The following is a 20,796-nucleotide window of genomic DNA, read 5'->3' on the forward strand; positions in this document are numbered from 1 at the left end:
CTACACCGGCATCACCTACGCCAAGCTGCGCGGCGGCTCCGGCGTCCAGTGGCCCTGCACCGACGAGCACCCCGACGGCACCGAGCGCCTCTACACCGACGGGCGCTTCCACACCGACCCCGACTACTGCGAGACGTACGGCCACGACCTCGCCACCGGCGCCGAGTTCACCGAGCCGGAGTACCGCGCCAAGGAGCCGGGCGGGCGGGCGTTCCTGCACACCGTCGACTACCAGCCCTCCCCCGAGGTGCCCGACGACGAACACCCCATGCTGCTGACCACCGGCCGCACCGTCTACCAGTTCCACACCCGCACCAAGACCGGCCGGGCCCCACAACTCGACCGGGCCGCGCCGGACGTGTGGGTGGAGCTCAACCCGGCCGACGCGGCCCGGCTCGGCATCGCCGAGGGCGATCTGGTCGGCGTCGCCTCGGCGCGCGGCGGCATCCAGGCCCGCGCCCGCCTCTGCGGCATCCGCCCCGGCGTGGTGTTCCTGCCGTTCCACTACGGCTACTTCGACCAGGACCCGCACGAGCGCACACCCCGCGCCGCCAACGAGCTGACCGTCACCGCCTGGGATCCGGTCTCCAAGCAGCCCCTCTTCAAGGTGGCCGCCGTCGCGGTCGAGAAGCTCGCCGACGGCCACGGGGTACCCTCTCCGGCGCCGACGGTGGGCGGCAGCGCGCCGCCCCCGGACGCCGGCATCCCCCCGACCGCGGGCGGACCGGCGGCGCAGGCCACCAGTGGGAAGGAGTGAACCGTGCACCTCGCCCACTACCTCGGCCTGCTGCACCGCGCCCAGGTCAACCTCGCCGACGCGTTCCGGCAGGTCGCCGACGCCCACGCCGAGGAACCCGACATCCGCCACCTGTGTGAGCGGCAGGCGAAGCGCTGCGACGCGCACGCCGAGGGCCTGCGCCCGTTCGCCGCCCGCTACGCCGAGGACGCCCCGACCGAGCCCGACCGGCTGCACTCGCAGCTGTTCACCGGCACCCGCACCGGCGGCATCGGCCTGCTGCGTGACCTCCAGGACCTCTACCTGATGGCCGCCGAGTGCGACATCGCCTGGACCGTCGTCGGCCAGGGCGCCCACGGCGCGCGCGACGAGGACCTGCTCGCGCTCGTACGGCGCTGCGAGGGTGAGACGGCCATCCAGCTCAAGTGGCTGCGCACCCGGATGAAGGCCGCCGCGCCCCAGGCGCTCGTCGTCGCCGACTGACGGTACGGCCGTCGAAGAGAACGGCGCCCGCCGCGTTCCCGGCACCGACCTGGCCTGGCTCGCCGAGGGCTACGCCGCCGTCACCGCGGTCCGGGCCCTGGGCGACCTGCCCGACCTGGTGGTGCCGACGGCGGGAGCCGGAGGCCCTGCCGTCGGCTGATCCGCCCGACACCGGCCACCCGTGACGCCGCCGGATGGGCGGCGGGGCGGGTGGCCGGTGCTCGTCAGGTCGGGTCGCGCCGGTGGTGGGAACCGTCGGTCAGCTGTTCAGCCTGGCCAGCAGCGCGTTGGCCATGCCCTGCTCGCCCCTGGCGTTGGGGTGGAAGGGGGCGGCGGCGTTCTGCGGGACCAGCCCTTCGACCCAGCGGGTGCCGCTGCTCTTGCACGTGTCGCGGCCGACCGACGGGGTGTAGACGTCGGCGTAGGTGGCGTTGTTCGCGGCGGCGGTGCTGGCGAGCATCCCGTTCAGCGACTTGTGGACGCTGCGCAGGTACGGCACGTCCTGGTAGGCGATCGGGACCACCGGCCAGCAGCCGTAGCCGCTGTCCGGCACGATCGCCGGGTAGCCGAGCACCACGACCCGGGCGCCCGGCGCGGCGCGGTGGACGGCCTGCAGCACGGCGGTCACCTTCGGCGCCGTGGCGGCGATCCTGGCCTGCAACTGGTCGACGCCACCGGCGGTGTACCGGTTCTTGCACGGAGAACCGAGCGGGCTGCTCAGGCTCGCCTCGGCGCAGTCGGTGATGATGCCGGAGAAGCCGATGTCGTTGCCGCCGATCTGCACGGTGACCAGCGTCGTGTCCGGGGTGATCGCGCTGAGCTGCGGGGGCAACGAGATGCCCAGTGCGCCGCTGCCGCCGACGAGGATGTCCTCGGTGGTGGCGCCGGAGCAGCTCACGTCGGCGAGCGCCGACGAGCCGACGGAGGCGGCGACCAGCGACGGGTAGTTGCGGTTGGAGCGCAGGCAGTTCAGGTTGACCTGGGTGGGGATCAGCGGGCCGGAGGTGTACGAGTCACCCAGGGCGACGTAGCGCCCGGTGGGCGCGGCGGCGTTGGCCGGTGCGGCGAGGGTGAGCAGCACACCGGCGGTGGCCGCGGCGAACGCGGCCAGCCGGCTGGCGGCCCGGAGGAACGGCAGGCGGGGACGGGTCATGGCATCTCCCAGCGGGGATCATGGTGGGTGCCGTGATTCTGTCCGCGCCGTCGTCGCACGTCAATATCGACGTCCTTTGTTGCCACCGGCCGTCGGGCGGAACGCGGCGACGGCTCGGCCACCCCTTCCGCGCGCGGGAAGGTCCGACGCACTAGCATTGCCGCAGTCCGGGACGGCTCTGCTGAAACGAGGCGAAATGCGTTGGCTCCAGCGACTGCTGGGCGGCGGGCGGGTCCAGCTCGACCCGGAACGGCAGCAGGCTCTGCTCCGCGACGTCCAGCACCGGTACGGCGCCCACGCGCAGCTCCGGTTCCCCGAGCAGGTCCAGGCCGTCGCCGGGATGCTCAACGGCGACGACGACGGCGTGGTGGTGGCGGCCCGGATCGTGAGCCAGGTCGCCGACGAGGCCTACGTGGACCTCCAGGCCCAGGCCCAGGACGTCCACCGACGAACGGGCCGCCGGCTCCTGGTGCACCGCCGCAACTACCGGCCGCTGTGGTTGGAGGCGGGCCGGGCCCTGCGCTGGCCGCTGTTCACGTTGCCGAGCGGCTTGCACCCGTACGCGCAGGTGGCCGCCGCCGTCGCGGTGCTCGGCGGCCAGGCGGACCGGCTCGACCGGGTGACCGACCCGAATCCTCTCGTGACCCGCGTCTTCGAGGTGCTCGACCTCACCACCGCCGGCTGGGAGTACGGCCGGGTGCGGGTGGACACCGACGCCGCCGCCCTCGCCGACGGACTGATCACGAGCGCCGGACAGATCCTCGCTGCCATGGACGACCCGCCCCGGCTGCCGCCTCCGGTGCGTGAGCTCATGCGCCGCAACAACACCCTCGACGTGCACGATCCGGCCAGCCCTCGGGTGGTGGGCGGGTTCAACCCGGGCGCGAGGATGCGCGAGCGACTGCTGGCCTGAGGACATCGTGGCGTGGCCCCGCCCGGGCCCACGCCCCGGGGCCGGGCGAACGCCGATCACCTGTCGGTGCTGGCTCCACCTCGGCCGCAGCGGACGGACGCGCGCGGCGGATCACACGTTGACATCTGACGTCCCTCCACTCCAGACTGGCGCCACAACTCCACCAACGCGCGTACGTGCGGGGGAAGTCCGGTCGAATTCCGGCGCTGGCCCGCAACGGTAGGCCGTCGAGATGCATCTCCGACGGCAAGCCCGAATACCCCACGTACGCGCAGAATCCGCTCCCCACCCGTCGTGGCCCACGGGTCGGAGTCCCGGTCGACACCCGCGCTGCGGCGGTCGTCCGGGCTTCTGACGACCGCCGGGCCGGAAAGGCGCTTCCGATGGTCGTCCGCCTGAGCCGGCACCGCCTGCTCACCCTGTTCTGCGGTGTGCTCGCCGCCCTCACCCTCGCCACCTTCACCCTTGCCGCACCTGCATCCGCCCGCGTCTCCCCCGCCTCGACTGCCGGGGTCGGCCGGTCGGAGGCCGCGGCCGGCTGGCTGGCCCGCCAACTCGTCGACGGCGAACGCCTCGAGGTCGTCTTCGACGGCGTCGCGTACCCCGACCAGGGCCTCACCCTCGACGCGGTGTTCGCCTTCGCCGCCGCCGGCGTCGCCGACGACTCGGGGGCCCGGGCGCTGGCCTGGGTCACCCGGCCGGACATCCGCGACGCCTACCTCGGCGACGGCGCGACCGAGGCGTACGCGGGCGCGACCGCCAAGCTCGCCCTCGCCGTCCAGGTACGCGGCGGCGACCCCACCGACGTCGGCGGCGTGGACCTGGTCGCCCGGCTGCGCTCGCTACAGGCCCCCACCGGCCGGTTCACCGACCGGTCGGCGTACGGGGACTACAGCAACACGTTCAGCCAGTCCTTCGCCCTGCTCGCCCTGGACCGCACCGCGCAGGGCACGCCCCCGGCGGCCGCCGCCTGGCTGGCCGCCACCCGCTGCCCGGACGGCGGCTACCCACTGCTGCCCGCACAACCGGTCTGCACCTCCGACGTGGACGCCACCGCGCTCGCGGTGCAGGCGCTGCGGGTCACCGGCCGCCCGATCGACGCCGCCGCCGGGCTGCGCTGGCTGTTGTCCGTGCAGCGCGCCGACGGCGGTTTCGCCAACGCCGCGGGCGTCCCGAACGCCAACAGCACCGGCCTCGCCGCGCAGGCGCTGCGCGACGGCAACCGGCCGCTGGCCTGGGCCCGCGCGCGGGTGTTCCTCGCCGGACTACAGGTCGGCTGCCCCGGGGCGCCGGCCGACCGGGGCGCGGTCGACTTCGACGGCGGCGCCTTCGACCCCGGTACCGCCCCCCGGGCCACCGGCCAGGCCGTCCTCGGCCTGACCGGCGCCGGGTACGCCCGGCTGTCCGCGGCCGGCGCCACCCCGGGCGCACCGGTTCCCGCCTGCCCGTGACCCGTCCCGTCGCCCCACCGATTCCAGGAGGAACCGTGTTCCGTCACCGATCCACCGTCCGCACCCGGCTCGCCGGCCTGTTGGCAGCCGCCGTCGCCGCCGTCGCCCTCACCGCCGTCGAACCCGCCCCCCGGGCCGGGTACGCCGCGGCCTGCACCGGCACCTCCGGTGTCACCGTCGTGGTCGACTTCGCCGCGCTCGGCGGTGGCGTCCAGGTCGGCTGCGCTCCGGGCGACCCGGCCACCGGGCTGGCCGCCCTCCAAGGCGCCGGCTTCACGGTGACCGGCACCCAGCGCTGGGGGCTGGCGTTCGTCTGCCGGATCAACGGCAAGCCGACCGCCACGGCCGATCCGTGCGTCAACACCCCGCCCGCCACGGCGTACTGGTCGTACTGGCATGCCCCCAGCGGCGGCGCCTGGTCCTACAGCACGTCCGGCGCGAGCAGCTACAACCCGGCCCCGGGCACCGTCGAGGGCTGGTCGTTCGGCGCGGGCGCCCCGCCGAGCATCGCCGCGCCCTGACCGTGACCGCGCACCGGGTGTGACCGCAGTGGTGCACCGGGTGCCGGCCACCTCCCCTGGCGTCGCGTGACGTGCGGGCGGTACGGTGTCGGCACCCGGTGCACGCCGGTCCACAACTGCATACGTCCCGAGTGGGGGGAAGCCGGTGCGAAGCCGGCGCTGACCCGCAACCGTGAGCGAGGCCCCGGCCTCGCGAGCCGGAATGCCTCGCCCGGGACGAGCGGCTTCCACTGTCGAGGTTTACAGGGTGAAGTCCGGGCCACCGAGGTCCGTTCCACCCCGCTCATCGCGTCACGCGAGCGGGGTGTCGCTGTCCCCGGGTGCTTTCCGGAGCTTCCACCGACCGCTCCGCGAAAGGCACCCCTCATGTCCCGGTCCCGTTCCCGGCGTCTCGGCGCCGGCGTCGTCGCCGCCACTGCGACGACGATCGCCGCGCTCACCGCCGTACCCCTGACCGTCGTGGCCGCACCCGCCCCGACCCATGCCACCGCCGCCCGCGACGCCGCCTCCTGGCTGGCCGGCGAGTTCGCCGACGGGGTGCTGCCCGGCCCGTTCGGGGGTCCGGACTGGGGTCTGACCATCGACGGGCTCCTCGCCCTCTCCGCCACCGGGGTGGACGCGCCGGTCCGTCAGGCCGCGACGGCGCAGGTCGCGGCACACGTGCGGTCCTACAACAGCCTCGACGACTGGGGCATCCCCGGCTTCATCGACGGCGGGTCGACCGCGAAGCTGCTGTACGCCGCCTCCGCCGCCGGAGCCGATCCCACCGACTTCGGCGGCTTCGACCTGCGGGCGGAGACCCTGTCGCTGGTCGCCGGGGCGGACGCGGGACACCAGCGGGGGCGGATCACCAGCCGCACCACCGCCGACACCGGTCCGGACGCCAGCAACGCCTTCGACCAGTCCTTCGCCGTGCTGGGCCTGGCTCGCAGCGGCGACGTACCGCAGGACACCGTCGACTTCCTCATCCGCCAGCAGTGCGCGGCCGGTGGGTTCCGGCTCTACCCCGACACCGCCGACGGCCCGTCCCCGTCCTGCGACGAGCAGGCCGGCGCCACCCTCGACGTCGACTCGACCGCGATGGCCGTGCAGGCGCTGCTCGCCGCCGCTGCCGACGGCGCCACCGGCGCCACCGCGGCGGCCGCCAAGGGCGCGGCCTGGCTGGTGGACCAGCAGCGCGCCGACGGTTCGTTCGGCGGCTCCGGACCGACCACCGACGCGAACTCCAACAGCACCGGCCTGGCCGGACAGGCCCTCGCCGCCGCCGGCCGCGACGCCGAGGCCGCGCGGGCCGCCGGCGCGTTGGCCGCACTACAGCTCACCACGGCAAACGGCGGCGCGGCCGCCGCCGACGCGGGCGCCGTCGCCTACAACAGCGACAGCCTGACGAAGGCCGTCGCGTCCGGGATCACCGACACCGACCGGGACCAGTGGCGTCGAGGCACCGCACAGGCCGTGCTCGGCCTCGTCCAGGTGCCGCTGGGACGCATCGGCCTCGACCCGCCGCCGTCGTTGCCCGGGCCGACCCCGACCGGCACGGCCCCGCCCACCGCCTCCCCCAGTGCCACCACCTCCCCCACGCCCACCGGGTCACCGACGCCCACCGGGACGGCCGTGCCGACACCGAGCCCGTCCGCGACCACCGTGCCGTCAACCCCGTCCGCCACGGCATCGACGACCGTCGCCCCGGGCGCGACCCCGACCACCCCGGGCCTGGGCGGGCTGCCGACGACCGGCGCGGCGATCACCAGCTACGTGCTGATCGCGTTCCTGCTGGTCGGCGGCGGGGTGCTGCTCGTCGTCATCGGCCGTCGGCGGGCGGCGTGACCGTCCGGGCCGCCCGCGCCGGACTGGTCGTCGCCCTCACCGCCGCCGGCACGATGGTCGGACCGGGCACCCCCGCGAGGGCCGCCGGATCGGCCGGCTACTGCCCGGACGCCTCCGGTGTGACCGTGGTGGTCGACTTCAACGAGCTCGGCGGCGGGACCGTGGTGCGGTGCGCCCGGGGCGAGCAGTCCACCGGGCTGGCGGCGCTCAAGAACGCCGGGTTCCAGATCACCGGCACGCTGCGCTGGGGCGAGGGGTTCGTCTGCCGGATCGAGGGCAAGCCGTCGACGGCCTCCGAGAAGTGCGTCGACACGCCTCCCGCCAGCGCCTACTGGTCGTACTGGCACGCGACCAGCGGCGGCAGCTGGACGTACAGCGACAAGGGTGTGCTCAACCGCAAGCCGCCGGCCGGCAGCTTCGAGGGCTGGTCGTTCTCCCTCAACCGCAACGCCAACGACGCGCCCCGACCGGGCGCCACGCCGAAGCGTCCCGCGCCACCGCCACCACCCCCGTCCCCGCCGCCCCCGGCACCGCCCACCCGTGGTGCCCCGGTCGCCCCACCGCCGGCAGGAGACGGTCGGCCGGTCGCGCCACCACCCGCCACCGCGGGCCGGCCCGGCGCGGCAGGACCGGTGCCGGGCTCCGCCGGGCCCGCGCCGCTCCCCACCGGTACGCCGACGGCCGGCAGCCCGGTCCCGACAGCGGGCGCGGGCGTCGCCACGCCACCCGCGAGCGCTGCCGTCGGCCCACCGGCGGGCGGTTCCGTCGACCAGCCGGTGGTGACCGAGGTCGCCGCGCCCCGTGCCGCTCGCGGGATCCCGCTGGGGACGGCGGCCGGCGTGCTGCTGCTGGTCGCGCTCGGCGTGGGCGGCCTGCTGGCCGCGCGGCGGCGGCGGACCGTCGAGCCGGATGACTGACCGGAGCGCCCGCCGGGTGGCGGGGCCCGCCGGAGCGGACCGGGCACGGGTGACGCGCCTGCCCCGGGCGCTGCACCCCGGCGCGTGGTGGCTGTGGGCGCTCGGCCTGGCCACCGCGGCCAGCCACACCACCAACCCGTTGCCGCTGGGCCTGCTCGTGGCCGTCGCCGCGCTGGTGGTCGTCCGGCGGCGGGGAGACGCGCCGTGGGCGCTGGCGTTCCGGATGTACCTGGTGCTCGGCGCGGTGGTCGTGGCGATGCGGGTGCTCTTCCGGATCGTGTTCGGCGGCGGGCAGGGCGACCACGTGCTCGTCCGGCTCCCCGAGATCCCCCTGCCCGCGTGGGCGGCGGGAATCCGGCTGTTCGGGCCGGTCGCCGCCGAGCAGCTCCTCGGCGGGTTCTACGACGGGCTGCGGCTGGCCACGATGCTGGTCTGCCTGGGTGCGGCGAACGCCCTGGCCAACCCGAAGCGGCTACTCAAAGCCGTGCCCGGGGCCCTGTACGCGGTGGGCACGGCCGTGGTGGTGGCCCTGTCGGTAGCCCCGCAACTGGTGGAGAGCGTGCTGCGGGTCCGCCGGGCGCGGCGGCTGCGGGGCGCCTCCGGCCGGGGCGTACGGGCGTTGCGGGGCATCGCGCTGCCGGTGCTGGCCGACGCGCTGGACCGGTCGCTGGCACTGGCCGCGGCGATGGACTCCCGGGGGTACGGGCGTACCCCGGCGGTGCCGGCCGGGCAGCGCGCCGTCACCGGTGCGCTGGTGCTCGGCGGGCTGGTCGGCGTCTGCGCCGGCACGTACGGGCTGCTCGACGCCACCGGACCCGGTTACCTGGGTCTGCCGATGCTCCTCGTCGGCCTGTCGACCGCCGTGGCCGGCATGCTGCTGGCCGGCCGTCGGGTGCGGCGCAGCCGCTACCGGCCGGACCGCTGGCGGGGCGCGGAACTGCTCGTGGCCGGTTGCGGGGTGGGCACCGCCGCGCTGACGGTGCTGGCCGGTTCGGTCGATCCGGAGCTTCTCTATCCGCCGGTGAGCCCCCTCACCTGGCCCGAGCTGACGCCGCTGACGCTGCTCGCCGTCCTGGTCGCGGCGGCGCCGGCCTGGTTGGCGCCGCCTCCCGCGCTCGCGCGGACGTCCGCCGCGCGCGACTCCGGCCCGCCGACCGCACCCCGCGGTCCGGTCGGCGCCGCACCGGCGGACGGAGCGGGTCGGCTGGCGTCGTCGTCCCCCGCGCAGGGAGGCCCTTCGTGATCGACTTCGACCGGGTGACCGTCCGCTACGCCGAGAGCGACCGCCCGACCCTGCGGGACGTGACGCTGCGCATCGACGAGGGCGAGCTCTGCCTGGTCGTCGGTCGCACCGGCACGGGCAAGTCCACGCTGCTGCGGGCGATCAACGGGCTGGTCCCGCACTTCACCGGTGGCACCCTGCACGGCAGCGTGACGGTCGACGGCCGGGACACCCGCCGTCATCCGCCGCGCGACCTCGCCGACGTCGTCGGCGTGGTCGGGCAGGATCCGCTGTCCGGGTTCGTCACCGACACCGTCGAGGAGGAACTCGCCTACGGGATGGAGCAGCTCGCCCTGCCGGCGACGGTGATGCGCAAACGGGTCGAGGAGACCCTCGACCTGCTGGGCATCGCCGAGCTCCGCGACCGGCCGCTGCGGACGCTGTCCGGCGGGCAGCAGCAGCGCGTCGCCATCGGGGCCGTCCTCACCGCCCACCCGCGGGTGCTGGTGCTCGACGAGCCCACCTCCGCGCTGGACCCCACCGCGGCGGAGGACGTGCTCGCCGTGGTGACCCGGCTGGTGCACGACCTCGGGGTGACGGTGGTGCTGGCCGAGCACCGGCTGGAACGGGTCGTGCAGTACGCCGACCGGCTGCTCTACCTGCCCGGCGATGGTCGGGTGGTGGACGGGAAACCGGCCGCCGTGCTCGCCGACGTCGACATCGCACCGCCGCTGGTCGAGCTGGGCCGTCTCGCCGGCTGGACGCCGCTGCCGCTGTCCGTACGCGATGCCCGCCGGCGGGCGGCCGCCCTGCGCCACCGGCTCGCCGACGCCGCCGTGCCGGCCGCGGCGACGGTCCCGGGCGGGCCGCCCGTCCTGACGGCCCGCGACGTCGTCGTGCGCTACCCGGGGACGGTCGCCGTGGCCGGCGTCGACCTGGAGCTGTTCCCCGGGCGGATCGTGGCGTTGATGGGGCGCAACGGCTCCGGCAAGTCGAGCCTGCTCTGGGCGGTGCAGGGCAGCGGCCCCCGCCAGGGCGGGACGGTCGCCGTCGTCGGCGCGCAGGGCACCGTCGACCCGAAGGCCCTGCCGCCGGGCCGGGCCCGCCGGCATGTCGGTCTGGTCCCGCAGACCCCCGGTGACCTGCTGTACCTGGAGACGGTGGAGGCCGAGTGCGAGCAGGCCGACCGGGAGACCGGGGCACCGGCCGGCACCTGTCGGGCGATGCTCGACCAGCTCACCCCGGGGCTACCCGCCGACCGGCACCCCCGTGATCTCTCCGAGGGGCAGCGGCTCGCGCTCGCGCTCGCCGTCCAGCTGACCGCCGCCCCGCCGGTGGTCCTGCTCGACGAGCCGACCCGCGGCCTGGACTACCGCGCCAAGCGGCAGTTCACCGCCGTCGTCCGACGGCTGGCCGCCGACGGCCGGGCGGTGCTGATCGCGACGCACGACGTCGAGCTCGTCGCGGCCCTCGCCGACCAGGTCGTGGTGATGGCCGAGGGGGAGATCGTCGCCGCCGGCACCACGGCGGAGGTCATGCTCGCCTCGCCGGCGTTCGCCCCGCAGGTGGCCAAGGTCCTCGCCCCCGCGCCGTGGCTGACCGTGGAGCAGGTCGCCGCCGCACTGGCCACGACCGGGGAGCCGGCGTGAGCGTGCTGCGGGTCGCCCCGCGTACCGCCGTCGTGCTGGTGCTGGCCTCGGCCGCCGCACTGGCGACCTTCACCTGGCCGTTCTTCGTCCCCGCCCATCCGGAGAGCACCGCCCGCACTGGCGAGGCGCCGCTGGTGTTCCTCGTGGTGCTGCCGGTGCTCGTGGCGCTGGTGCTGGCCGAACTCAGCTCCGGCGGCATCGACAGCAAGGCGTTGGCGATGCTCGGGGTGCTCGCGGCCGTCAACGCCGCACTGCGCCCGCTCGGCGCCGGCACCGCGGGCATCGAGACGGTGTTCTTCCTTCTCGTCCTCGCCGGCCGGGTGTTCGGGCCCGGATTCGGCTTCCTGCTCGGCTCGACGTCGCTGTTCGCCTCCGCGCTGCTCACCGCGGGGGTCGGGCCGTGGCTGCCGTTCCAGATGCTGGCCGCGTCCTGGATCGGTCTCGGCGCCGGCCTGCTACCGGCGAGGCTGCGGGGCCGGGCCGAGATCGCTGCCCTGGCCGGCTACGGCGTCCTCGCGGCCTACGGCTACGGACTGCTGATGAACCTGTGGTTCTGGCCGTTCAGCATCGGCGCGGACACCCAGCTCTCCTACGTCGCCGGAGCGCCACTGCTGGAGAACCTGCACCGCTTCGCCGTGTTCACGGCGGTCACCTCCACCTTCGGCTGGGACACCGGACGCGCGGTCACCACCGCCGTGGCGATCGTCCTCGCCGGCCCCGCGGTGCTCGCCGCGCTGCGCCGCGCCGCACGGCGGGCCGCGTTCGACGCACCGGTCACCTTCGCCGCGCCCGAACCACAGCCGGACCCACCCCGCACGGGTGGGGACGACCGGGCCGGTCCGTCCCGGCCGGTGGCCGGAGCCGCGACCACCGACCCACCGGGCGACGTCGTCTGATGTGGCCCTAGACCGCGCGGGCCACGCAGATCCTGGCGTCGAGGCGGGGCCCGGCCTCGTAGAGCATGTACTCCACGCCGCCGTCGGTGCCGAACGTCGGCGACGCCACCCGGCCGTTGTCCGACGCGATCGGCCGGTGGAACACGCCGAGGTGGACCTCCCGGTCGAAGTTGTTGCCGACCTCGGTCAGGTACATGTTGCCGCTGCTGCCGTGGTACGCGAGGTAAGCGGTGCCGTTGCGCTTCAGCAGGTGCGGCGCGGAGATGTCGGTGAGCCCGTCGCCCGACGGCGACACCAGCGGGTTCGGCGAGAACTGCCAGCCGCTCCACCCGTTCGGCGACCAGCCCCAGAAGATCTTCCGGGTGCCCGGCCGGATCGTGTGGGCGCCCATGAACACCATCACGTAGCGGTTTCCCTTGCCGGCCACCGGGTGCTCGAAGACCCGCGCGTACGAGGTCTCGGTCGTGTTGGGCACCAGGTTCGTCGACAGGATCGGCGTCTCGTTGGTGAAGCGGACGCCGTCGCTCGACCGGGCGACCCGGGTCGTGTGGTTCTCGCCGTGGAAGTACAGGTAGAACTGCCGGGTCGGCGCGTCCCACACCACGTGCGGCGACGACACGTGGCTCACCGTCGTGGTCGGCAGCACCCGGTCGACGACGGGATTGCCGGCGTACTCGGTGTAGGGGCCCTCGAGCCGGTTGGCGTAGGCGAGGCAGATCCCGCCGGGCGCGTCGTGCGGCGCGTAGTAGAGGTAGTAGCGGCCGAGGGCGCCGCTGATCTTGTCGTAGACCCCGCGCACGCAGGGGAAGATGAACTCGCCGGTCGGGTTGTACCGCAACGGCCTGTCGAACGCGTCGCGCACGTACCGGTAGTTGGGGAAGCCGGCCGGTGCGGCGAGCGCCGGCGTGGAGGTCGCGGCAAGGCCGGCGCCGGTGGTCGCGGTCGCGACACCGGCGGCCGCCGCGCCGCGCAGCAGCGTGCGTCGGGAGAAGGAGCCTTCCGGGGTACGCGTCATCGCGTTCCCTCCGTTCGTGGGGCCCGCCGACGGGGGCAGGGGGGGTGCGGGCAGGCGTCACTCGACCCCGCGCGGAGCGACCGGACGGTGTGGACGCTCGGCGCGGAACGGGTTCGTTGATCGATGAGTCTGCGCGCGCCGTCTCGGCGGCGTCAAGGTGCTAATACGAATTAGCAAGCGCCCTGGCGGGCCTTGTCCGCGCCGGCCGGATCGGTCACCTGACGGGAGACCCACCGTCGACCGGGATGGTGTGGCCGTGGATGAAGGAGGCGTCGTCGCTCGCGAGGAAACAGACCGCCCGGGCCACCTCGTGGGGTTCGCCGTACCGGCCCGCGGGGGCCTGCATGGTCAGGTCGTAGAACGGGAAGTCGCTGGTGATCTCCGCGCCCTCGAACGCCGCCGTCTTGATGACGCCGGGCCCGATGCCCACGGCGCGGATGCCCCGGTGGCCGTAGTCGTAGGCGATCTGCTTGGTCAGCCCGATGACGCCGTGCTTGGCCGTGGTGTATTCGGCCCGACCTCGCTGGCGACCAGACCGGAGGCCGACGAAACGTTGATCACGACGCCGCTGCCGCGCTCCAGCATGTGGGGAAGCACGGCCTTCGTCGCGAGGAAGACGCCCTTCAGGTCGACGGCCATGACGCGCTCCCACTGACTGGTCTCGATCTCGAGCAGCGGGAGGTAGGCGCCGAACACGCCGGCGTTGTTCACCAGCACGTCGACGTGGCCGTACGCGTCGACGGCGGCCCGCGCCATGGCGTCGACCGAAGCCTCGTCGGTGACGTCCGCCGCCACCCCCGTCGCGTCTCCCCCGGCGTCGCGAATCCGCTCGACCGTCGCGTTGGCGCGTTCCAGGGAGAGGTCGGACACGACGATCTTCGCCCCTTCCTGGGCGAGCTCCACGCACATGGACTGGCCGAGACCGGAACCGACCTGCTCGGGGCTGTATCCGCCCCCCGTCACGAGCACGACCTTGTCGGTGAGTCCACGCACGACCCGTCTCCCGTCCGTTTTCGACCATTCGGGTTCAATCTAGTCCCGCGTCACTGACGTCCACCGGGTTTCCTCCGATGTGCGCCCGAGGATCGCCCGGCGGGCGGGTCGTGACGCGCACGGTCGCCACGCGCGCGCTCCCCTCGCCCGAGGGCCGGCACCCGCCCGGGTTCGGACGGGTGCCGTGGCCCCGGCGGTGGGGCGTCGGTGGCGACCGAACCATCCACCGCCACCGGCCCGGGTTCCAGCAGTCAGCCGAGCGGCGGGGCTGTCCAGGAGGACCGGATCAGCTCCCGCTCGGCGGCGGCGAGGTGGGCGGTCGCGGCGAGCCAGGCCCACGCGTACCGGTCCGGGTCGGGATCGGTACGCCGGCCGAACGCGTCCCGGCCGCGCCGGTCGGACTCGTCGGCCAGGGCGGCGATGAGGGCGGCGGCGGTGGTGAAGCCGGCGCGGCGCAGCGGGCCGGCCAGGCCGGTGCCGTCGCCGCGGGCCGCCTCGGCGACGGCGCGGCGACCGCCCGAGACGGCCAACTCCACCAGCCGGCGGACCCGCCACAGCGGGGACTCCGCCACCGCGTCGGCGCCGACGGCCAGCACGGGTCCGGCCGTCTCCGCCGGGTCGCGCGGCGGCAGGTGGCCGCCCTGGAGCTCGTCGTAGCCGAGGTCCGCCCGGCCGTGCCAGTCCGCCGGCAGCCGCAACGTGGCGGCGGCACCGGGCACCGGGCCGACCGCGAGCGGTCGCAGCGTGCTGGCCCGGTCCGGGTCCAGCCGGCCGACCACCCGCACCCGCAGGCCGGGCCGGGAGGCGAGCCGCCGCAGGTTGGCCACGTGGGCCAGCATCGGGTGGGAGTCGACCGGCACCAGCCGGATCAGCGGCCCGTCCGGCACCGGCGCCCGCTCGCCTCCTTCGTCGGTGGCGGGGGCCAGCTCGCGGGCCAGCACCTGGTCACCGACGGCGCCCACCACCATCAGGTCACCGCCGACCAGCGCGGTCCCCGCCCGGGCCGGGTCCTCCGGGTCGTCGGTGGCGAGTTGCGCGGTCACCACCTCCGCGAGCGGGCGGGCGAACAGTCGCGCCAGCGGCCCGGTGGACCAGTCGGCCCCGGTGAGCGGGGTGGCCCGGACCCCCTTGCCGGCGCCGAGCCGGCCGTCCGGGGAGACGGTGGTGCCGGTGATCCGCAGGCCGCCACGGGCCAGCACCGCGTGGTTGACCGCGACCGCGCCCATCTCGGTGACCGCCCGGGCGCAGTCGCGGGCCCGGTCCGGACCGCCCGGCTTCACGTCGCCGAAGGAGAGCTGGCGCCCGTCGGCGGCGACCAGGTGGGTGACCACCCCGGCGTACCCGGTCGCGCTGATCACCGGTTCCCGGCAGACGCCGTGGACCTCCAGGGTGCCGTCCGGCTGGTAGGCCCGCCGCAGGACGCCGACCAGCGCCGGGTCGGCGTCGCCGGCGGCCAGCCGGCCCGCGACGTACAGCAGGTCGTGCAGCACCTCGACCAGCTCGGCCAACCGGTGGCCGTTCTGCCGTCCCCGTTGTGCGCGCAGCCCACGTACCGTGCGCAGCGCGGCGCTCTCGGCCCGCGGCAGCCCGGCCAGCCGGGCGCCGTGGGCGGCCCGCAGCAGTTCGGCCTGGGGCACCGCCCCGGCCGCCGGCACGCCGGCCGCGAGCACCGCGGCGGCCGCCCGCCACAGCGCGCCGGCCGCGGCCCGCTGCGCCTTCGTCGGAGCCGCGCCAGCCGACTTCCTGGTACGCGCGGTGCGGCCGGTCCTGCCGGACGCCGTGCCGGCGCTGTCCGGCGTCGACGACGCCGCGGCGGTGGACGCCGGATCGGGGTGGGCGGCCGGGTCGGCGACCGGGCAGGCGAGCAGGACGGCGGTGCGGTGCAGGCAGCGGGGCGCCAGCAGGCAGCTGCACCGCGCCTGGTGCGGGTCGGTGACGGCGCCCGTCGCTCCGGGCGTCAGGGTGACCAGCGACTCCGGGCCGCAGTCGACCGACACGCCGCCGTCGACCGGACCGACCGGTACGCCGGCCAGCCGTTCGACGGCGGCGTCCAGCCGCTTGTGCAGCCGGGGTGGCAGGGCCGCCACCGCCGCGGCGGTGACCGCCGGCAGCACCGGCGGCAACCGGTCGGTGTCCACGGCGGTGGCTGTGCGGTCCGTCAACGTGATCCTCCGCGGATGCGGTCGCCCACCCAGCGGGCGAGTTCGAGCGGGCTGAGAGCGGCGACCGGCATCCCGGCCGCGACGAGCTGCTCGGCGACCGGCACCGAGTAGCAGGGCGCTCCCCTGTCGTTCAGCGCGGCGCAGCCGAGCAGATGCACGCCGGAATTGACCAGCGTGCGGACCTCACCGAGCAGCCCGGCCAGCGCATATCCCTCCTCGAAGTCGCTGACGACCGCGACGATGGTGCGGCTCGGCACGGTCACCAGCGAGCGGGCGGCGGCCAGCCCGGCGGCGATGTGCGTACCGCCGCCGACGCGCACCTCCAGCAGCAGCGACAGCGGGTCGTCGACCCGGTCGGTCAGGTCGACCACCTCGGTGGAGAAGGCGAGGAAGTGGGTGGAGAGGGTGGGCACCCCGGCCAGCACGGCGGCGGTCAACGCCGACCACACCACCGACGCCTCCATCGAGCCGGACACGTCGACCACCAGCACCAGCCGCCAGTCGGCCTCCTTGCGGGTGCGGCTGTTGAAGACGGGGCGTTGCGGCACCACCACCGTCCGGCCGTCGCCGAGCCGCTGGGTGTGCGCCAGGTTCGCCCGCAGCGTACGGGCCAGGTTGATCCGGCCACCGGGACGGCTGGTCGGACGCGGGTTGGTCAGCCCGGTCAGCGCCGGACGCACCTGGGTGGCCAGCTGCCGGGTCAGCTCCTCGACCAGCCGCCGCACCAGTGGCCGCAGCTTGGCCAACTGCCCCTCGGGCAGGCCACCGGCCAGCGACAGCACCGAGGTCAGCAGCTCCATCGAGGGGCGTACGGCGGCCGGGTCGAGTTCGGTGAGCACGTCGGTACGGCCGCTCTCGGCCGCCCGGGCGATGACCTCCTCGCGTACGGCGGTGCCGAACAGCGCCTCTAGTTCGTCGGCCCACTCGCGGGCGGTCGGGAAGGAGGCCTCCTGGCCGCCGCCGACCGCCTGACCGAGGTCGGTGGCACCCTCGCCCTGGCCCGCCCCGTACAGCTCGTCCAGGGCGCGGGCATAGCGGCGGGCGTCGGCCGGCAACCGGTCGGGCTGGCGGCCGAGCAGCAGCCGCCACCGGTCGGCGGCGGTGAGCCGGGCGTCCGGGGTGTCCGGCCCGGGCGTGGCGCCGGCATCGGCGTCGACCTCGGTGGGGCCGGTCGGCGCGCCCGGGACGGGCAGGTGGCGGGCGAGCAGGGCGGCCCGACCGGCCGCGTCGGCGGCGGCCCAGCGGGCCAGCAGCTCCGGCGGGGCGGACAGGCTCAGGTCGAGCCGGTCACCCAGCCGTTCGGTGACGGTGTGCAGCAGCCGGTCCCGGGCCGCCGGGGTGAGCACGTCGAACCCGCCGCGCAGCGCGGGCAGCCGGTCCAGGAAGTCGGCGTCGGGGAGCCGCTCGATCCGTTCCAGCAGCGGGTCCAGCGCGGCCGGGGCGGACTGCAACAGCGGGTGCGCCCCGGTGAGCAGGCCGCCCAGCAGCCGGTGCAGGTGCCGGCGGGTGTCCGGTCCGGTCGCCGCGTCGATCCAGCCGGCCACCCGGGTGCCCAGGGTCTCCAGGTCGGTCAGGTCGAGCAGCACCCGGGCGGCCAGGGCGGCGCCCTGGATCAGCGGCGAACCGGCGCGGGCCAGGTGGTCGAGGGCCTCGTCGAGGCGCAGCCCGATGCGGTCCTCGCCGGCCCGGACCGCGAGGTCGACAAGCGCGGCGGCGTCGGCCGGGGTGTCGCTGCCGGCCAGGCCGGGCAGCCCGCGTACCGCCGCGTCGAGCAGCACGACGGCCAGCTCGGCCGCCCGGGCCCGGCCGTCGGCGGTGGTGCCGGGCAGGTGCTCGCGGCGGAGCGCCTCCAGCAGGTCCAGTGCGGCCAGCAGCTCGGGCAGCGTGCCGGTGCCCGGCAGCACCGTGGCGGCCAGGTCGAGCCGGTCGCTGACCAGCTCCGGCAGGTCGCACCGGGCGGCGTCGCGCAGCCCGGTGAGCAGCTGCGCGGCGGTGGGGCCACCGTCGGCGGCCTCCCGGCGGAACCGCTCCCGCAGGGTGCCGGCCGCGGCCAGCGCGGCGGTCACCCCGCGTACGCCGACCAGGTCCAGCCGGGCCGCCACCGACGGCGTCCAGGCCAGCTGCCAGCGGGTGGTCAGGGCGGCGCCGTCGCCGGTGCCGGAGACCGCGACGGGCTCGCCGTAGCCGACGCCGCAGACCTGGAGGCGTTGCAGCAGGATCTCCCGCCGCCCGTCCAGCTCGGTGCGCAGCGGGTCCAGGCGGACCTCGCGGGCCTTGGGGCTGACCGGGTCGGGCAGCCGCAGCGTGGCGAGTTCCGCCTCGACCGCCGGGCCGAGCCCGGAGCGCGGCGTGCCGGGGGCGATGCGGCCCCGCTCGGCGCCGACCAGCACGTGCTCCAGGGCTCTGGCCAGCGCCCGGCCCCGGCCGAGCAGCTCGCCCTGGCCGAGCACGGTGGTCACCGCCTCCAGCACCTCGCCCCGGCCGGGGGCGGGCAGGTTCCGCAGCCGGGCCAGGTCGTCGGCGAGCCGTACCGTCTCGGTGGCCTCGCCGGTGCCGGCGGTGTGACCGGCCGCGCGGAGTTCCCGGCACACGTCGGTGACCGCCCGGGCGGCGGCGGCCCGGATCCGTTCCGGGTCGCCCTCGGCGGTGAGGACGGACTGCTGCCAGCGCGGGTCGCGGATCCCGGCCGGGTAGCCGGACCGGGAGTCGAGCAGGTCGAACGCGTACGGCACCAGCGAGGTGACCGCCGTGCCGCCACCGTCGGTGTCGGCCGGTCCGGGCGGGGTCGTCACGGACCGGACCGGACCGGCCGGGGCGGCGCCGGGCCGGGTGGACGCGACAGCGGCGTCGGCGGTCGACGGGGCGGCGACCAGGGCCGGGGCGTGGAAGGCGCCGACGACGGCGGCGACCCGCCGGCCGTCGACGCCGGCCTCGGCCAGCACCCGGCGCATGTGCCGCTCGCGGGCCAGGTCCCGGGCCGGTACGCCGTCGCGGTGGGCGCTGTCGGTACGCATCGCCCAGCCGACGCCGAGCGCGGCCCGGCGGACCGCCTCGGGCGGGCAGCCCGGGGCCCGCACCTCGACCACCCGGTCCCACAGGTCGTCGCCGTCGCGGCCGGTGCCGCTGGCGCTGAGCGCGGCGGCGTAGGACCGGCGCAGGCCGGGCACCGGCTCCCCCGCGTCCGGTGCGGGCTCGGCACCGGCGGCCGGCTCGGCACCGGCAGTCGGGTCGGAGCCGGTGGCGCTCCAGTCGGGGTCGGCCAGCGGCAGGTCGCAGCAGACCACCTCCACGCCGTGCCGCCGGGCCCAGCGGATCGCGGCCAGCTCCGGCGAGAAGTCGGCGAACGGGTAGAAGCCCATCGGCCCGTCCGCGCCGTGGCTGCCGACCAGGGCCAGCGGGGCCCGGGCGGCCGGATCGGACAGGTACGGCAGCCAGCGCTGGAAATCGGCCGGCAGCTCGATGCAGACCACCTCGGCCCCGGCGGCGTCCAGCAGCGCCGGCACCACCGCCGCCAGCGCCGGGCTGTGGTGCCGCACCCCGATCAGGTACGGCCGCACCGAACCGGCGAGCGCGTCGACCACGGCGCGCGGATCGGCCGACGTCGCATCGACCCCCGCCGAGTCGGCGGCCGGCGGGGCCGCACCGGGCGTCGTGCTGGAGAGGATCGTCACCGCAGGCTCTCCCGCAGGTCCCAGAGGCGGCGCCACATCGCCGAGCCGTCCTCGGCGCGGCGACGGACCGGCCCGTCCCAGTAGCCGAGCAGCCGGGCGTGGTCGTTCTGGTCGTCCTTGCGGACCACGCCGAGCAGGTGCCCGGGCACCAGGTCGAGCGTGTCCCCGTCGGGCAGGTACGCGGCGGCCAGGCCGAGCGACACCGCCACCTGCACCGCCTCGGCGGTGGACATCACCGTGCCGGGCCGTTCCACGTCCCAGCCCTCGCCCGACCGGCCGGAACGCAGGTCGCGGAACACGGTGACCAGGGCGTCCAGCACCGCGTCGTCCACCGTGTACGCCGCGCCGGCACGCTGCACGGCGGCGGTGGCCTGCTGGCGGACCAGGTCGGTCTCGACGTCCGCGTCCGAGATCGGGTGGATGGTCTCGAAGTTGAACCGACGCTTGAGGGCCGAGGACATCTCCGACACGCCCCGGTCCCGCAGGTTGGCGGTCGCGATGACGGTGAACCCGGGCACGGCGCGGATCAGCCCGTCCTCGGTGCCGGACAGCTCCGGCACGTTCATCCGCCGGTCGGACAGGATGGATACCAGCGCGTCCTGCACCTCGGGCAGGCAGCGGGTGACCTCCTCGATCCGGACCACCCGGCCGGTACGCATCGCGGTCAGCACCGGCGAGTCGACAAGCGCCTGCGGGGTCGGGCCCTGGGCGAGCAGCAGGGCGTAGTTCCAGCCGTACCGGAAGGCGTCCTCGGTGGTGCCGGCGGTGCCCTGCACGGTCAGCGCGCTGGTGCCGCAGACGGCGGCGGCCAGCAGCTCGGAGAGCATGGACTTGGCGGTGCCGGGCTCGCCGACCAGCAGCAGGCCCCGTTCGCCGGCCAGGGTGACCACGCACCGCTCGACCAGGCTCCGCTCGCCGACGAACTTCGCCGGGATGGTCATGCTGGCCGGCAGGTCGGTGCCGTCCGGGCCGGTGCGCCGCTCGGCGGGCAGCTTCAACGCCTCGCCGTCGCTGCCTTGGATGAAGGTGACCACGGCGCGCGGGGTCAGCGCCCAGCCCGGCGGCCGGGCCCCGTCGTCGTACGCGGCCAGGAAGGCCAGCTCGTCGGCGTACCGCTGCTCGGCGGAGAGGACCTGGGCGGCGGTCTCCGGCGCCACGGTGGGGCGGACGTGTTCCGTCACGGTCAC

15 protein-coding genes, 1 pseudogene and 2 riboswitches are annotated in these 20,796 nt (G+C 75.8%); of the genes and pseudogenes, 10 read left to right on the forward strand and 6 right to left on the reverse strand.

The features are described 5' to 3' along the window. Together EV374_RS20505 and EV374_RS20510 are read left to right on the forward strand one after the other, a co-directional pair. On the forward strand, positions 1–757 hold a 757-nt coding region (locus EV374_RS20505; protein ID WP_486485870.1), incomplete at its 5' end, for a molybdopterin oxidoreductase family protein. 3 nt (positions 758–760) lie between these two features. Next, positions 761–1,219: a ferritin family protein gene (locus EV374_RS20510; RefSeq protein WP_132237785.1), complete on the forward strand. Its 459-nt coding sequence runs from the start codon at positions 761–763 to the stop codon at positions 1,217–1,219. A 259-nt stretch (positions 1,220–1,478) separates the two neighbouring features. Here the strand turns inward: EV374_RS20510 and EV374_RS20520 are convergent, their stop codons facing one another. Next, positions 1,479–2,372, reverse strand: a complete 894-nt coding sequence (locus tag EV374_RS20520) for an SGNH/GDSL hydrolase family protein (RefSeq protein ID WP_132237787.1) — start codon at positions 2,370–2,372, stop codon at positions 1,479–1,481. 196 nt (positions 2,373–2,568) lie between these two features. On the opposite strand from EV374_RS20520, the gene EV374_RS20525 reads away from it, so the two are divergent. The 8 genes from EV374_RS20525 to EV374_RS20560 all read left to right on the forward strand — a co-directional run bounded on the left by EV374_RS20525 (position 2,569) and on the right by EV374_RS20560 (position 11,768). Beyond that, positions 2,569–3,285, forward strand: a complete 717-nt coding sequence (locus EV374_RS20525) for a hypothetical protein (RefSeq protein ID WP_132237789.1) — start codon at positions 2,569–2,571, stop codon at positions 3,283–3,285. A gap of 158 nt (positions 3,286–3,443) precedes the next feature. Further along, a riboswitch (cobalamin riboswitch) is annotated at positions 3,444–3,567 on the forward strand. Between the two features lie 101 nt (positions 3,568–3,668). Further along, positions 3,669–4,736: a prenyltransferase/squalene oxidase repeat-containing protein gene (locus EV374_RS20530; protein ID WP_132237791.1), complete on the forward strand. Its 1,068-nt coding sequence runs from the start codon at positions 3,669–3,671 to the stop codon at positions 4,734–4,736. A gap of 35 nt (positions 4,737–4,771) precedes the next feature. Continuing rightward, entirely contained in the window at positions 4,772–5,257 is a 486-nt protein-coding gene (locus EV374_RS20535; RefSeq protein WP_132237793.1) for a hypothetical protein, read from the forward strand. A 112-nt stretch (positions 5,258–5,369) separates the two neighbouring features. Continuing rightward, a riboswitch (cobalamin riboswitch) is annotated at positions 5,370–5,486 on the forward strand. Between the two features lie 137 nt (positions 5,487–5,623). Next, complete coding sequence (locus EV374_RS20540) at positions 5,624–7,084, forward strand: prenyltransferase/squalene oxidase repeat-containing protein (RefSeq protein ID WP_132237795.1); 1,461 nt, start codon at positions 5,624–5,626, stop codon at positions 7,082–7,084. After that, positions 7,081–8,001 carry a hypothetical protein gene (locus EV374_RS20545; protein WP_486485871.1) on the forward strand — a complete coding sequence of 307 codons (921 nt, stop codon included), beginning with the start codon at positions 7,081–7,083 and terminating at the stop codon, positions 7,999–8,001. The genes EV374_RS20540 and EV374_RS20545 overlap by 4 nt, the downstream gene beginning before the upstream one ends. Then, a complete protein-coding gene (locus tag EV374_RS20550) occupies positions 7,994–9,244 on the forward strand; it encodes a CbiQ family ECF transporter T component (RefSeq protein WP_486485872.1) in 1,251 nt (416 codons plus the stop codon). The genes EV374_RS20545 and EV374_RS20550 overlap by 8 nt, the downstream gene beginning before the upstream one ends. Further along, complete coding sequence (locus tag EV374_RS20555) at positions 9,241–10,872, forward strand: ABC transporter ATP-binding protein (protein WP_132237797.1); 1,632 nt, start codon at positions 9,241–9,243, stop codon at positions 10,870–10,872. The genes EV374_RS20550 and EV374_RS20555 overlap by 4 nt, the downstream gene beginning before the upstream one ends. Then, positions 10,869–11,768: an ECF transporter S component gene (locus tag EV374_RS20560; RefSeq protein WP_486485873.1), complete on the forward strand. Its 900-nt coding sequence runs from the start codon at positions 10,869–10,871 to the stop codon at positions 11,766–11,768. Before EV374_RS20555 ends, EV374_RS20560 begins: the two co-directional genes overlap by 4 nt. Positions 11,769–11,775: 7 nt before the next feature. Here the strand turns inward: EV374_RS20560 and EV374_RS20565 are convergent, their stop codons facing one another. The 5 genes and pseudogenes from EV374_RS20565 to EV374_RS20585 all read right to left on the reverse strand — a co-directional run bounded on the left by EV374_RS20565 (position 11,776) and on the right by EV374_RS20585 (position 20,796). Further along, complete coding sequence (locus EV374_RS20565; RefSeq protein WP_132237799.1) at positions 11,776–12,783, reverse strand: glycoside hydrolase family protein; 1,008 nt, start codon at positions 12,781–12,783, stop codon at positions 11,776–11,778. Positions 12,784–12,997: 214 nt separating this feature from the next. Next, a pseudogene (locus tag EV374_RS20570) lies at positions 12,998–13,776 on the reverse strand (SDR family NAD(P)-dependent oxidoreductase). A gap of 251 nt (positions 13,777–14,027) precedes the next feature. After that, entirely contained in the window at positions 14,028–15,938 is a 1,911-nt protein-coding gene (locus EV374_RS20575) for a hypothetical protein (RefSeq protein ID WP_207914403.1), read from the reverse strand. Then, positions 15,935–19,609, reverse strand: a complete 3,675-nt coding sequence (locus EV374_RS33545; RefSeq protein ID WP_486485874.1) for a DUF5682 family protein — start codon at positions 19,607–19,609, stop codon at positions 15,935–15,937. Before EV374_RS33545 ends, EV374_RS20575 begins: the two co-directional genes overlap by 4 nt. Next, on the reverse strand, positions 19,606–20,796 hold the full coding sequence (locus tag EV374_RS20585; RefSeq protein WP_207914405.1) for an ATP-binding protein: 1,191 nt from the start codon (positions 20,794–20,796) through the stop codon (positions 19,606–19,608). The genes EV374_RS33545 and EV374_RS20585 overlap by 4 nt, the downstream gene beginning before the upstream one ends.

This window comes from Micromonospora sp. CNZ303, assembly GCF_004345505.1.